This window comes from Hyphomicrobium sp. 802 (assembly GCF_000526135.1).
Lineage (GTDB): Bacteria > Pseudomonadota > Alphaproteobacteria > Rhizobiales > Hyphomicrobiaceae > Hyphomicrobium_B.
This window is the reverse complement of the sequence record NZ_JAFM01000001.1, coordinates 4,282,409-4,296,131: the sequence shown is the minus strand read 5'-3', so window position 1 is coordinate 4,296,131 and position 13,723 is coordinate 4,282,409. Positions and strand designations below refer to the sequence as shown.

The 13,723-nt window shown below is 58.8% G+C and carries 15 protein-coding genes; 9 read left to right on the top strand and 6 right to left on the bottom strand.

Going from position 1 to position 13,723, the window contains the following annotated elements; all coding sequences use genetic code 11:
• Window positions 1-54: 54 nt before the first annotated feature.
• The 4 genes from HYP802_RS0121735 to HYP802_RS0121720 all read left to right on the top strand — a co-directional run bounded on the left by HYP802_RS0121735 (window position 55) and on the right by HYP802_RS0121720 (window position 5,257).
• Complete coding sequence (locus HYP802_RS0121735; protein WP_013949887.1) at window positions 55-771, top strand: type 1 glutamine amidotransferase; 717 nt, start codon at window positions 55-57, stop codon at window positions 769-771.
• Between the two features lie 397 nt (window positions 772-1,168).
• Window positions 1,169-2,062 carry an ABC transporter substrate-binding protein gene (locus HYP802_RS0121730; protein ID WP_244421068.1) on the top strand — a complete coding sequence of 298 codons (894 nt, stop codon included), beginning with the start codon at window positions 1,169-1,171 and terminating at the stop codon, window positions 2,060-2,062.
• 130 nt (window positions 2,063-2,192) lie between these two features.
• A complete protein-coding gene (locus HYP802_RS0121725; protein ID WP_013949885.1) occupies window positions 2,193-3,281 on the top strand; it encodes a betaine/proline/choline family ABC transporter ATP-binding protein in 1,089 nt (362 codons plus the stop codon).
• Window positions 3,278-5,257 carry an ABC transporter permease subunit gene (locus HYP802_RS0121720; RefSeq protein ID WP_013949884.1) on the top strand — a complete coding sequence of 660 codons (1,980 nt, stop codon included), beginning with the start codon at window positions 3,278-3,280 and terminating at the stop codon, window positions 5,255-5,257. Before HYP802_RS0121725 ends, HYP802_RS0121720 begins: the two co-directional genes overlap by 4 nt.
• Window positions 5,258-5,276: 19 nt before the next feature.
• On the opposite strand, the gene HYP802_RS0121715 is transcribed toward HYP802_RS0121720, so the two are convergent.
• Window positions 5,277-6,467, bottom strand: coding sequence for an acetyl-CoA C-acyltransferase (locus HYP802_RS0121715; protein ID WP_024276529.1), 1,191 nt, complete (start codon window positions 6,465-6,467; stop codon window positions 5,277-5,279).
• Between the two features lie 145 nt (window positions 6,468-6,612).
• Between HYP802_RS0121715 and HYP802_RS0121710 the strand changes: the two genes are divergently transcribed.
• From HYP802_RS0121710 to HYP802_RS0121700, 3 genes are all read left to right on the top strand, one after another.
• Window positions 6,613-7,098: a PaaI family thioesterase gene (locus tag HYP802_RS0121710; protein WP_245261521.1), complete on the top strand. Its 486-nt coding sequence runs from the start codon at window positions 6,613-6,615 to the stop codon at window positions 7,096-7,098.
• Window positions 7,099-7,116: 18 nt separating this feature from the next.
• Window positions 7,117-7,710, top strand: a complete 594-nt coding sequence (locus HYP802_RS0121705) for a TetR/AcrR family transcriptional regulator (RefSeq protein WP_013949881.1) — start codon at window positions 7,117-7,119, stop codon at window positions 7,708-7,710.
• 140 nt (window positions 7,711-7,850) lie between these two features.
• A complete protein-coding gene (locus HYP802_RS0121700; RefSeq protein ID WP_024276527.1) occupies window positions 7,851-8,657 on the top strand; it encodes an SDR family oxidoreductase in 807 nt (268 codons plus the stop codon).
• Between the two features lie 49 nt (window positions 8,658-8,706).
• Here the strand turns inward: HYP802_RS0121700 and HYP802_RS0121695 are convergent, their stop codons facing one another.
• Window positions 8,707-9,420, bottom strand: a complete 714-nt coding sequence (locus HYP802_RS0121695; protein ID WP_013949878.1) for a YoaK family protein — start codon at window positions 9,418-9,420, stop codon at window positions 8,707-8,709.
• 209 nt (window positions 9,421-9,629) lie between these two features.
• Between HYP802_RS0121695 and HYP802_RS0121690 the strand changes: the two genes are divergently transcribed.
• Window positions 9,630-10,025 carry a DUF302 domain-containing protein gene (locus HYP802_RS0121690; protein WP_013949877.1) on the top strand — a complete coding sequence of 132 codons (396 nt, stop codon included), beginning with the start codon at window positions 9,630-9,632 and terminating at the stop codon, window positions 10,023-10,025.
• An 88-nt stretch (window positions 10,026-10,113) separates the two neighbouring features.
• Entirely contained in the window at window positions 10,114-10,641 is a 528-nt protein-coding gene (locus HYP802_RS0121685; protein WP_013949876.1) for a DNA starvation/stationary phase protection protein, read from the top strand.
• Window positions 10,642-10,686: 45 nt separating this feature from the next.
• Here HYP802_RS0121685 and HYP802_RS0121680 read toward each other — a convergent pair whose 3' ends face one another.
• The 4 genes from HYP802_RS0121680 to wrbA form a co-directional block, all read right to left on the bottom strand.
• Window positions 10,687-11,328 carry a flavin reductase family protein gene (locus HYP802_RS0121680; protein WP_013949875.1) on the bottom strand — a complete coding sequence of 214 codons (642 nt, stop codon included), beginning with the start codon at window positions 11,326-11,328 and terminating at the stop codon, window positions 10,687-10,689.
• A 24-nt stretch (window positions 11,329-11,352) separates the two neighbouring features.
• The gene (locus tag HYP802_RS0121675) at window positions 11,353-11,970 is read right to left on the bottom strand and encodes a dienelactone hydrolase family protein (protein WP_013949874.1); all 618 of its coding nucleotides are present in this window, start codon (window positions 11,968-11,970) and stop codon (window positions 11,353-11,355) included.
• Window positions 11,967-12,902 carry a ring-cleaving dioxygenase gene (locus HYP802_RS0121670; RefSeq protein WP_013949873.1) on the bottom strand — a complete coding sequence of 312 codons (936 nt, stop codon included), beginning with the start codon at window positions 12,900-12,902 and terminating at the stop codon, window positions 11,967-11,969. Before HYP802_RS0121670 ends, HYP802_RS0121675 begins: the two co-directional genes overlap by 4 nt.
• 133 nt (window positions 12,903-13,035) lie before the next feature.
• Window positions 13,036-13,635 (bottom strand): NAD(P)H:quinone oxidoreductase, encoded by a 600-nt coding sequence (gene wrbA / locus HYP802_RS0121665; RefSeq protein ID WP_024276526.1) that lies wholly within the window; start codon window positions 13,633-13,635, stop codon window positions 13,036-13,038.
• Window positions 13,636-13,723: the final 88 nt, after the last annotated feature.

Here is a 13,723-nt window from a genome sequence, read left to right as displayed (position 1 = left end):
TGGCGTCGTCGGCCGGTCGATCATGACGTACATGAACAGGGAATAGGGGGAAACGTGCGCTTTCTTGTTTTTCAGCACATCGCTTGTGAGCATCCAGGCATCTTTCGCAAATTCTTCGCCGCCGACGGCATCGCTTGGGATGCCGTCGAACTCGACGAAGGAGCTGCGATTCCGGCGCTTGAAAACTACGATGCGCTTTGGGTGATGGGCGGCCCAATGGACGTCTGGGATGTCGATGAATGCCCGTGGCTTGTCGATGAAAAGCGCGCGATCCGCCGATGGGTTCGCGAATTGGAAAAACCCTTCATGGGGCTTTGCCTCGGACATCAGCTCCTGGCCGATGCCCTGGGAGGCACATGCGGACCGCAACGTCCGCCTGAAATTGGCATTCTCGATGTCGCCCTGACGACGGAAGCCGAAAGCGATCCGGTGTTCGGCAATCTGCCTAAGGAATTCAAAGCTGTTCAGTGGCACTCCGTGCGCGTTGCGCAGCCGCCTGAAGGCGCCGTTGTGCTTGCCAAATCGGACATTTGTCCTTGCCAGGCGATGCGTGTCGGCAAGACGGCATGGAGCATGCAGTATCACGTCGAAATCGAAGACAACACGATCGACGACTGGGGAAATATCCCGGCTTACGCGCAAGCGCTGGAACGCACGCATGGACCTGGTGCACTGCCGCGCATGGCTGAAGCTGCTAAACCCCACACCGCGAATTTCGCTGCGGATGCCGAAATGCTTTATCGCAATTTTATGCGGACCATTCGGCAATAGGCCGCTTCAGGGTCGATAATCGGTCAACGCATTTCATCGGAGCGAACGCAGAGCAAGTCATCTGCGTTCGCTTTCTTTTTTGGGTTATTCTATCGGTCAAAGAGCGCGGTTGGCTGCAGCGCAATCGGCGTGAGACGACGACTTTCTATGAAACATTTATTCGCGCGCGTGCTGCTTATATTTGCACCAACTGCCCTGAATTTGGCCTTGAACACACTTTGAAATAGGTATCATAATTCAAAAATCATCACTCTCAGGAAAGTCACTGCACGCGATTTCTGCAATTCGACCTCAACTGATTTGGCTTGGAGGCTGATCTATGTACACTGCCGTCAAACGCGTTTTGGCCGGGGGGGCCTGCGCCGCGATCGTATCGCTGGCGAGTTTTAGCCAAGCCATGGCGGGCGCTCCTGAATCGCAAGATCCAATCAAGATTGCATTGTTCGATTGGACGAGCGTCAATCTCAACGCCAAGATCCTTGGCGGCATTCTCACCAAACTCGGCTACAACGTTGAATACCCGACGGCCGATTATCTCTCGAGCCTCACCACCGGCCTGACGAACGGCGATATCGATATCGGCGTCGAGTACTGGGATACGACCGCGCGCGAAGCGATGAAGGCGTCCGACGCCACGGGCCAGACCGAGCGGCTCGGCAAGCTTGGTCCCAAAGCCAAGGAAGAGTGGTGGTTCCCGGAGTACATGAAAGAAAAGTGCCCCGGCCTTCCTGATTGGAAAGCTCTGAAGGATCCCAAGTGCGCCGAAGCCTTCTCGACGCCCGATACGGCGCCGAAGGGCCGTTATCTCGGCGGTCCCGTGACCTGGGAAGGTTTTGATGACGAGCGCGTCGAAGCCCTCGGCCTGCCGTTCGTTGTTGTCCACGCAGGCACCGACGGCGCGATGTTTGCCGAACTCGATTCCGCCTATCAGCGCAAAGCGCCGATCATGCTCTGGATTTATTCACCGCATTGGGCCCCGGCGAAATACAAAGGCGAGTGGGTTCAGTTTCCGGAATATGAACCGGCCTGCTACACTGACCCGAAGTGGGGTGTGAACCCGGATAAGAAGTACGATTGCGGCAAGCCGCACGGCGAAATCTGGAAGTACTCCTGGAAAGGCCTGAAAGATAAATGGCCCGTCGCTTACAAAGTCGCCAAAAACTACACGATCGATACTGACGAACTGAACAAGATGTCAGGTGAGATCGATCTCGACGGCAAGTCGATGGATGACGTCGCCGCGGCTTGGGTCGATGCCAACGAGGCCAAGTGGAAGGAATGGGCGAAATAAGAGTTCGGCTGATCTTCCTTTGCAGCATTGAGTGAAGACGCGACGGGAACCGGTGTGCCATCGCAGGCTGTCGGTTCCCGTCTGTTTTTGAGGCCACACGGCGCGCTTGGCGCGATGGAGCGATCCTAAAATGAACACCCAAGCGCCCCTGCGCGATGATACGACGTCGGCGACTGACGATCGTCCGGTTAAACTGTTGTGCCAGGATGTGTGGAAAGTCTTCGGCGAAGGCGCGAAGAATTTTCTGGCGAAACACAACGGCGCACCGACATCCGAAGACCTGAGCAAAGCCCAGCTCGTCGGCGCCGTCCGGCATGCGTCGCTTGAAGTTCGTCGCGGCGAAAATTTCATCGTCATGGGCTTGTCCGGCTCAGGCAAGTCGACGCTCGTTCGCTGTCTCTCTCGATTGGTTGAGCCCACGTGGGGAAAGATCGAACTCGACGGCATCGACCTGCTGAAAGCATCCCCTGATGAATTGATTGAGATCCGTCGTCACCGCATGGGTATGGTATTTCAGCACTTCGCCCTGCTGCCGCATCTGACGGTGCTCGAAAACATCGCTTTTCCGCTTTCCGTTCAAGGCGTCGAACGCAAGACGCGCGAGGCACGCGCGCGCAAAGTTATTGAGCTTGTCGGCCTCAGCGGGCGCGAGCAGTTTTATCCGCGTGAGCTTTCAGGCGGCCAGCAGCAGCGCGTCGGTATTGCGCGGAGCCTCGCGGTCGAACCGGAAATCTGGTTCCTCGACGAGCCGTTTTCCGCGCTCGATCCCTTGATCCGGCGCGAGATGCAGGCCGAACTGCTGCGCCTTCAAAGCGTGCTGAAGAAAACCATTGTCTTCATCACTCACGATTTCGATGAAGCGATCCGCTTGGCCGACCGCGTCGCCATTATGAAGGATGGGGAAATCATACAGATCGGCACGCCGGAAGAACTGGTGCTCCATCCCGCAACAGACTACGTCGCCGAATTCACGCGCGACGTCCAGCGCTCGAAGGTGATGTCGGCAGCAAGTCTGATGCGCCCGGTTTCGCCATCTGCCGACTACGGCGGAACAGTCGGCGCAAAAGATAAGATCTCATCGTTTTCGGCTCGCATCGTCGGTGTCCGCAAGAACTTTCTTGTCACCGCCGCCGATGGCAGACCGCTCGGTGAAGTGACGCCCGATGACGTTATCGATATCCTTGCCGATCGCGACTTCGCTAAAGAGGCACGTGTATGACCGTCGCAGACACGACGGCGCCCATCCGGCCGTCCGCCATCTCTACCCCGACGTTGATCTGGATTGTGGCCATCGCCGTTGTCGCGATCCTCTATCTCATTCCGAGCGTCGCCCCGTGGGCCGTTAAGTACCCCGACGCCGCCATTATCCCGATTTCCAAGTGGATCTCGGCAATCATGGCGTGGCTCAAGTCGAATTTCATGTGGTTGACGCGCGGCATTACCGACGTGTTCAACGTGCCACTGCAATGGGCGATTGACCTACTCGCCAAGGGCTGGAAGTCCGGTTACGGCCCCACGGCGGTCGTTCTACCGCGTCTATCGTGGATCGGTGTGTGCGCAGCATTTGCGATCGCGGGCTACAAATTCGGTGGTTGGCGTCTCTCGGCATTGGCCGCAGCCTGCATGCTCTACATCGCCCTCTTCGGGCAGTGGACGAGCGCCATGCTGACATTGGCACTCATCGTTATCAGCGTGCCGTTGTGCGTTATCGTTGGGTTGATGCTTGGCGTCGTCGCCTTTCGGAAACCTTGGATCGATCGCACGATCATCCAGCCGATGCTCGATCTGATGCAGACGATGCCGACGTTCGCATATCTCATTCCGATGCTGCTCCTGTTCGGAAACAGTCCGGTGTCGGGCATGCTCGCAACTGCCATATTCGCAATGCCACCGATGGTGCGCGCCACCGTGCTTGCGCTGAAGCGCGTGCCTCACGAGATTGATGATTTCGGCGAAATGGTCGGTTGCACGCAACGCCAGAAATTGTGGTGGGTGCTGGTTCCCTCAGGGCGCGCGACATTGATGGTCGGCGTCAATCAGGTGATCATGCTGGCCCTGAATATGGTGATCATCTCGTCGATGATCGGCGCCGGTGGTCTCGGCTATGATGTGCTTCTCGCTCTTCGAGCGCTGAAGATCGGCCAGGGCATGGAAGCCGGCCTTGCGATTGTCGCGCTTGCGATCGTTCTCGATCGGTTGAGTCAGGCGGCGGCCCGTCAGCGTCCCGCCATGCACGTGCAGGACCAGAACTTCATACAGCGAAACCCGATGCTGACGCTGGCCGTCGCCATTCTCGCTGTCACCACGATTTTGAGCGTCTATGTGCCGGCGTTCGCAGCCGTCCCGGCCGCTATAAAGGTTTCGACTGCTCCCTACTGGAAGGCGGCCGTCGATTGGATCAACATCCATTTCTTCGATGCCATCGAAGCTTTCCGCACCTTCCTGCTGCTCTATATCCTGAACCCGATCCGAGATTTTCTCGTCGATTTTCCTTGGCTCGGAATGGTTCTGCTCGTCGGACTGGCAGGGTATCGTCTGTCCGGTATGCGCCTTGCCGTGCTCGTCGTTCTGATGACGTCATTCTGCGCCGTCACGGGACTTTGGGAAAAGTCGATGGCGACGCTCTATCTCTGCGGCGTGTCGGCGATCATTTGTGCCGTGTTCGGAATTGCGATTGGCATCCTTGCGTCGCGCAGCGATCGTTTCGCGGCGTTCTTGACGCCGGTCCTCGACACCTTGCAGACGCTGCCGTCGTTCTGCTTCATCATTCCGGTGGTCATGCTGTTCCGTGTAGGCGACGTGACCGCCATGATCGCAACCGTCCTGTTCGCGATCGTTCCGGCAATTCGCTACACCAACCACGGCATTCGCCAGATTCCCGAAAGCCTGATTGAGGCTGCGACCGTATCTGGATGCACGCCACGCCAGATGTTCTGGCGCGTGCAGCTTCCCCTGGCGCTCCCCGAGATCATGCTCGGTATCAATCAGACCGTGCTACTGGCGCTGAGCATGATCATTATCTGCGCCATGATTGGAACGCGCGATCTCGGCCAGGAGGTCTTCATCGCGCTTGCCAAGGCCGATGCGGGTCGCGGTTTGACCGCCGGTTTTGCCATCGCCTTTATCGGCATCGTCTCAGATCGCCTGATCAGAGCTTCGACCGATCGGCTCCAGTCACGGATGGGCCTCTCCTGAGGCCCATCTCACGCAGAGTTCAATGCTGAACGCGCTCGATAGCGATTGCGGTCGCTTCGCCACCGCCGATACACGCCGACGCGATCCCTTTCGTCGCTCCCTGCCGCTCAAGCGCGTGCAGCAGGGTTACGATCAACCGCGCGCCCGTTGCACCGATCGGGTGTCCGAGTGCACACGCGCCGCCATTGACGTTGAGCTTATCGCGCGCGATCGAAAGATCCTTCTGCGCGGCCATCGCGACCGCCGCGAACGCTTCATTGATCTCGTAAAGATCGACGTCACCAGCCTCCCACCCGGCCTTTGCCAAGGCTTTGCGAATGGCGGGAATTGGCGCGGTCGTGAACCAGGCCGGCTCCTGACTGTGCGTCGAGTGTGCGCGGATCTCAGCAAGGATCGGTAGTCCTTCGCGCTCTGCAAGCGAGCGGCGCGTTAGAACCAGAGCTGCCGCCCCATCGGCGTTTGCCGACGAGCTGGCCGCGGTTATCGTGCCGTTCGGCCGGAACGCCGGTTTCAGCTTCGGCACTTTCTCCGGTGAGACCTTGAGCGGGTTCTCGTCATCGGCCACGACCTTCTCGCCCTCTTTGGTCGCGATGCTGATCGGAGCAATCTCGGCTTTGAATGCCCCGGACTGAATAGCGGAGCGCGCGCGCGTCAGTGTCTCGACTGCGAACGTATCCTGATCCGCCCGCGTGAACTGATAGGCCTCAGCCGTTGCCTCGCCGAAATCGCCCATGCTGCGGCCTTTTTCGTAAGCATCTTCGAGGCCGTCAAGCAGCATGTGATCGAGCACCTGTCCGTGCCCAACGCGAAAACCCGCACGGGCCTTCTGCAGCAGATAGGGCGCGTTCGACATCGATTCCATGCCACCCGAGACGACGATATCGGCCGAGCCCGCGGCGAGCAGATCGTGGGCGAGAAACGTGGCTTTCATGCCTGACCCACAAACCTTGTTTACGGTCGTCGCACCCGTCGCATCGGGCAGTCCGGCAGCGCGTGCTGCTTGCCGTGCCGGCGCCTGCCCCTGTCCCGCCGTCAGCACATTACCGAAAAGAACCTCGTCCACTTTCTCTGGCGCCAGCTTAGCCCGTTCCAGTGCGGCTCGGATGGCGTGCGCGCCGAGTTCCGAAGCCTGGAGCGGGGCAAGATCGCCCAGAAACCGCCCAAGAGGCGTCCTAACCGCAGATACGATGACAATCGGGTCCTGACGCATTGGTGGGGCTCCTCCGCCTTCTTGGCTATTCATGATGGCCGACATAATATATGATAGACGTAATGCAAGTGAGTGCATCGCCCCGCAACGCCGAATGTTGACGCACCTCAACGCGCGCCGGGAGAAAACGAAATTGGATGAGCCGATGAAGACCGGGATTGTGTCGCCCCATGTTGCGGGAGCGATGTCGGGATTGGATTTTCTTGTTGCGCTGCGGGATGGTGCGCTTATCGCGCCGCCATTCAGCCGCGCGACTGGAATTTTGCCGAAAGAGATTGAGATCGGCCGTATCGTTTTCGAAGGGACGCCAACTGAGCAATTTTATAACCCGATGGGGACGGTTCACGGTGGCTGGATTGCAACCCTTCTCGACACCGCAATGGCGTGTGCTATTCAATCCATGTTGCCCGCCGGACAATCGTATACGACGCTGGAACTCAAGACCAATTTCGTGCGTCCAGTTTTTGCCTCGACGGGTGTCCTGCGGTGTGAAGGCGTCGTGCTTTCGCTCGGCGGTCGCATTGCGAGTTCGGAAGGGAAGGTTTTCGACAAGGAAGGGAACCTTGTCGCTCACGGGACAGAGACTTGCTTGGTCATGGGCCAACGCAACGGCGCGTCGACCCACGCTTAGGCCCAAGGAGAAAAAAGAATGCCGCGAGTATCGCGCAAGGAAGCAGATCAACACCGCGAAGACGTGCTCAATGCAGCATCGAAGCTCTTTCTTGAGTACGGCATCGACGGCGTGAGCGTTCCCGCCGTCATGGCCGAAGCCGGCCTGACACACGGCGGATTTTACGGTCATTTCGATTCGAAAGAGGCGCTCGTCGCCGAGGCCTGTGAACGCGCGTTTAAAGAGCGCCGCAGCATTTACGATGGGATCGAGCAACGCAACGGCGCCGATAAAAAATCAGCGCGTGTGGAATTTATCAAACGCTACACGACGAAAGCACACCGCGACGCAATCGGCCTCGGTTGTCCGGCCGCCGCCATGTGCGGTGACATGGCACGCGAAAACCCCAAAGGCCAGATCAGAACGGCATTTGCCGCCGGTTTTAACGTGATGGTCGAGCGGTTGACACCGCTTCTGTCACGTAAAAGGAAGGACAAAGCCGCCGCGCGCGAAGACGCTTTGGCACAGATCGCCATGCTCGTTGGGGCAGTGGTTCTATCGCGATCGACGAAGGGCTCGCCCGTCTCCGACGAGATTATGCAGGCGGTGCGGGACGCCCTGTTGGACACCTGACGAAATTTTGAATGGCCGCTGCTAGGCCGGTTGGCCAGGATGATAATTCTGTGCACCATTTTATATGATTTATAAAATATATATATTGGCGAAACCCCGCCATTTCGAGACCCACACGACGACAACAAAAGGAACGTCAAATGTCGAACTCTAAGGGAACGGCCCTTGTCACCGGCGCCTCATCCGGCATCGGCGCTGTGTACGCAGATCGGCTTGCCAAGCGTGGGTATGATTTACTTCTCGTGGCACGGGATACACAGCGGCTCGAGGCACTTGCCCAACGCATCAAATCCGAAACCGGCAGGTCGGTCGAGGTCGCCGGGGCCGACCTGACTTCGAAAACCGATCTCGCCGCTATCACCAAGCGGTTGCGGGAAGACAAAGCGATAACGCTTCTGCTGAACAATGCGGGCATGGGCTACAACGGCGCCATGGCTAATGCCGACCTCGCCCTCACCGACCGGCTGATTGATCTGAACATCACTGCGGTGACGCATTTGGCGTCGGCTGCCGCTGCCAACTTCTCCGGAAAAAAGTCGGGCACTCTCATCAACGTATCATCGGTCCTGGCTCTTGCGCCTGAAATCGCCAGCGCCGTCTACTGCGCTTCGAAAGCCTACGTTCTGAATCTGTCCCTCACGCTCAATACTGAGCTATCGGATGCCGGCGTGCGCGTTCAAGCCGTCCTTCCCGGCGCGACGCGAACGGAAATCTGGGAACGTGCAGGCATCGACGTCAACAAATATCCGCCGGAAATGATCATGGACGTCGAGCCGATGGTCGATGCGGCGCTCGCAGGCTTGGACCTCGGCGAATTGGTCACGATCCCGGCGCTACCAAACATCAAGGACTGGAACGATCTCAATGCCGCGCGTCTGGCGCTTCGTCCCAATCTCTCCCTTAGCAAGCCGGCGCCGCGCTACACGGAAGCCCACGCCCACGCTTGATACCGGCACATGCAATACGGAAACGCTGCCAGACGAATGTCGGCGTTTTTCATGCCGACCCAGATCGCGCGCCGATAGACTTTTCCCGAATATAGAAGCCGATCGTCATCGCTGCGAAAATTGGAGCGCCGATGAAAACCCACTCTTTGACGTGAGCATAAGTCACGGCAGCGGCTGCGCAACCGAGCGCGAAGGCCACGATGCCGTTGAGCAAGTTGGTGACCCGTGCCGTCACGGCTGGCTTCTTATCGACGGACACGCCATGAACGAGATCGGCAAGATCGAGCATCGCCTGCGTTGTCGTCCCGGTCATGATGGTCGTCGGCGGATAGTTCGCAAGGTGAATGCGATGGAACGCATTTTGAATGGCCATCGCCACGACCAGAATAAGACCGACAGCGACGGCGGGAACCGTATCCGCATCGGGGAAGGGGCCGTAGCGAACGGCAAGCACGCCGGCAATCGTCATCAAAATGAATTGAAGCGTAAGCCAGATGCCGAGAATCGGCAGGCCGCTTTTCTCAAGCTGGAAACGCAGTAGTCGCGTCGCAAACACCACCGCGCAGAAAAGCGGCAGTGCTAATATCTTGGCAATTGTATCCGATGAACCCTGGGCAAGCGATGCCCCGAGCGTCACGAAGTTTCCCGTTACATGTGAAGTGAAGAGCCCACTCAAAGCGAGAAAGCTCGACGTATCGACGTAGCCAGCCGTAATACTCAATACGGCCGGCACGGCCGGCAGCGTCATAAGGCGCGGCATCATTCTTCCCCTCTTTGAGTCGGATTAGTCCAGACACGATTAGACGACCGCCCGAATGTCGTCACCCGCGAGAGCCGCCAAGCGGTGGCATTTGTCGCAATTTTTCTGAATGCACGATTTTGCGTCGGGCCCGGTGGACAATGACCGGCGGTCGGAGCTAACAGTGGCGGCCCCAAAATCTCGCGCCGGAACCGGAAGAAGCGTCGGCAAAAATGGTCGAAGGATTGATCACTCTCCAAAGCTCCCATGGTCCAAAGGAGACGGCCGACCGGCTGGCGGCGACCGCGTCCAGCCACGGCATGACGGTTTTTGCACGCATAGACCATGAAGCGGGCGCAACGGCAGCCGGCCTCGATCTCCGACCGACAGAAGTGCTATTCTTCGGAAACCCGAAGGCGGGCACCGTGCTTATGCAAAGTGAGCAGACCATCGGCTTGGACCTGCCTCTGAAGGCGTTGGTCTGGCAGGACGAGCGCTCCGCGACATGGATTTCGTATCAGGATTTAGTCTGGCTCGCGAAAAGATATGACCTTCCGCCCGCCATTCAGCCAACCGTAGAAAAAATGTGCTCATTGATTAAAGTCGTCGTCGAGGAGGCTGCCGGATGACCTCGATCAATGTGGCGGTATCTACCGCCTGATCAATTACAAAGCCCTTTTCACACCCCCCCAACGCATAGCCAAGGAAGAGATGAACATGAAAGCGGATACGACCAAATCCCGGCGTAAGGCTCCACTCGATACGCCGTCGCACTTCTCTGACAACGCCATCAAGGATATCTCCGCGTCGCTCTCGGCGCTGCTCGCCGACTTCTTCGCGCTCTACATCAAGACGAAGAACTTCCACTGGCATATGTCCGGCCCGAATTTCCGGAGCTACCATTTGCTTCTCGACGATCAGAGCGAGCAGATTTTTGCGGCGACGGACGATATCGCTGAACGCGCCCGCAAACTCGGCGGTACGACGATCCGCTCCATCGGCCAGATCAACAGCCAAAAGCGCATTCTCGACAACGACGCCGATTTCGTTTCGCCGAACGATATGCTGGCAGAGCTTCGCGACGACAATCTGCAGCTGGCGGACGAAATGCGCCAGCTCCACGATCTCTGCGACGAGCATGGTGATGTCGCTACGGCGAGCCTTCTCGAAAACTGGATCGACGAAGCCGAACGCCGCGTGTGGTTCCTCTTCGAATCGACCCGGAATATTCCGCACGAAGCGTAAGAAACGCTCGCGGTCCACTAACGAAATTCGGACAAAGGCGCGAGATCAATCTCGCGCCTTTTCCTTTTTCAGCGCGTCATGCGACCGGGGCCGCTGCATCTGAAACGCCGTCTCCGCCGTTCCATAGAGCCCGCGGCCGTGGAGCCGCGAGATCAGATCGAGTTTCGGCGTGTCGACATAGAGCTTCGCCGGGTCGAGCATGGCCTCGTCGGCAATATGTGCCTGCACGACTTCGCCAATCGCGAGCAGCTGGTTGGAAAATATGAGCGGCGTATGCAGCCGGCATTCGAACGAAACCGGACTGATCGCAATCCGCTCTGGATTGACCTTGAGCGACGGGACCGTCTCAAGCTCGGTCAATGCAAGCTCGTCGACATCCGGCGGCGCATCGAGCGACGTTAAATTCATCGCCTCCGCCGCCACGCGCGGCACGAGATTGACCACGAACTCCCCCGTGTCGAGGATATTGCGGGCGGTGTCCTTCATGCTGCCGTCGCCGTCGGTCATGATGCCGACGGCAAGCAGCGCCGGGTCCTTGCCCATGGCGTTGAAAAAGCTGAACGGCGCCGCATTGCGGGCGCCGTTCTTTGCTCGTGTCGTTACCCAGGCGATGGGCCGCGGAACGATCGTGCTGGTGAGAAGCTTGTAGCGATCGTCCGCTGCAAGTGTTTCGAAGTCGAAGTCCATTCCAACACCTGTCCTGTGCGGCCGTTAGAGATCCCTGAGGATCTTCTTAACGTGCTCAACCTCGTCCTGCACGATCGTGTGGCCCATGCCGGGGTAGATGATCTCCGTCACGTTACCGCCGAGCGCCTTAAGAACCTCTGCCGACTCGTTCACCCGCTTGAGCGGAATGTGAAAGTCGACATCGCTGCATCCGAGGAATACCGGCGTGCCCGCGAGAGAGCCTGCATAAGTACGCGGCGTTCCTTCTGGTCCGATCAAGCCGCCGCTCAAGCCTGCGACGCCGCCGAAACGGCGAGCGTTCCGGGCTGCGAACTCGAGCGCGAGGCACGCGCCCTGGGAAAATCCTAAAAGCACGATCTTCTCGGACGGCACGCCCTGCCGCTCGACATCCGCGACGACGTCCGAAAGCGTTTTCAGAGCGCTGCTGAGATGCGGCTCGTTCTGGGCAATCGGCGCCATGAAAGACTGCGGATACCAACTGCCCGAACGCGCCTGCGGAGCGACATAGGCGATGTCGCTGGCTTCGAATGCGTCCGCAAGGCCGAGCATACCCTCGGCACTTGCTCCACGTCCGTGAACCAAGATCATCGCCGCACGGGCGGCACCCAAAGGTGCGCCCGCACGAATGACGTTTGTCGTCATGCTGCCTTCTCCAACGGTTGCAGCACTGCCTCGATTTCCTTCCGCTGACCTTCAAGGAACGACGGCAGTTTCAATGCCTGTCCCAAGGTGGCCACCGGCTCATCGACGGCAAAGCCTGGTTGGTCGGTTGCGATCTCGAAAATCACGCTGCCCGGCTCGCGGAAGTAGATCGACCGGAAGTAGTTGCGGTCCATCTGTTCCGTCGCCTGGATGCGATGGTTCTCGACGAGCTTCTTGCGCATCTCGGCCTGCTCTTCATCCGACGCCGCGCGGAACGCGACGTGATGGACAGAGCCCCGGCCCATGCGAGCCGCAAGAAAGCCCTTCGCCTCGTGGATTTCGACGACGCTTCCGGTTTTCGTGCCTTTCGCCACGAACCGCGTGACGTTGCCCTCGCTGCCCGCTTCCGTGAAGCCCAACACATCCGTCAGGATATCGCCCGTGCTCTTCACGTCTTCAAGCAACAATCGGATGCCGTGGAAACCGCGAATAGCGTTTTCCGCTGCAACGTCACTGCCGGTCCAAGCGGCCTCGGCTTCGGCACCAGCCACGCCGACGAGAGCGAGGCTCATGCCGTCCGGATCTGTGAACTGCAGGACCGACTGTCCGAAGCGCTTCTCGATCGCCTCATGCGGCACGCCCTTCTCGACGAAGCGGTGTGTCCAATAGCCAATCGCGGTCTCGGGAATGCGAAACATCGTCTGCTGCGCCATCCCGACTCCATTCCGGCCCTTGGACGCATGTGCCCACGGGAAGAACGTCAGGATCGTGCCGGGCGTGCCGGTCTCATCACCGAAGTAGAGGTGATAGGTGCCGGGATCGTCGAAGTTGACGGTCTTCTTGACCAGGCGAAGGCCGAGAACGCGCGTGTAGAAGTCGAGATTGTGGGACGCATCGCCAGCGATCGCAGTGATGTGGTGAATACCAGACATGGCTTGTCCTTTCTCTCGTTCGCACGAGATGTCACTAGGTTGATCTGCTATGTGGAGGGTCGATCCGGCGCTTCAATCGGAGCCGGTGGAAGCGGACCGTCGCCAATTCGGCAACGGTCCGAATTGGTGAGGCTTACGCCTTCAGCATGGCCGCGATCTGCGCGACGTGACGGCCCTGGAACTGGGCGCCTGCAAGTTCGTTGGCCGAGGGCTGACGCGAGCCGTCACCGTTCGCGATCGTTGTCGCGCCGTAAGGCGAGCCGCCGGTCACTTCGCTGACGCCCATCTGCCCCTGAAACGAGTACGGCAGTCCGACGATCACCATGCCGTGGTGAAGCAGAACCGTATGCGTCGACAGGATCGTGCTCTCCTGACCGCCGTGCTGCGTAGCCGTCGATGAGAAGACGCTGCCGACTTTGCCGATCAGCTTGCCGCCGAACCAGAGACCACCCGTCTGATCGAGAAAGTTTTTCATCTGGGCCGGCATGTTGCCGAAGCGGGTCGGCACGCCGATGATGATCGCGTCGTAGTTCGGAAGCTCATCGACCGTCGCAATCGGCGCCGCCTGATCGAGCTTGAAATGCGACTGCCGCGCGACCTCTTCCGGCACTAGCTCGGGCACTCGCTTGATCGTCACCTCGGCGCCGCCTTCGCGCGCGCCTGCCGCCACCGCCTCCGCCATCTTCTCGATGTGGCCGTAGCTGGAATAATAGAGGACCAAAACCTTCGTCATATGCATGCCTCCAGACACTTTGAAATTCGCTTTGTGCGGAGGCATCAGCCCTCCGACGTTCTGAATATGGCTCGTTGACGAAAATCGC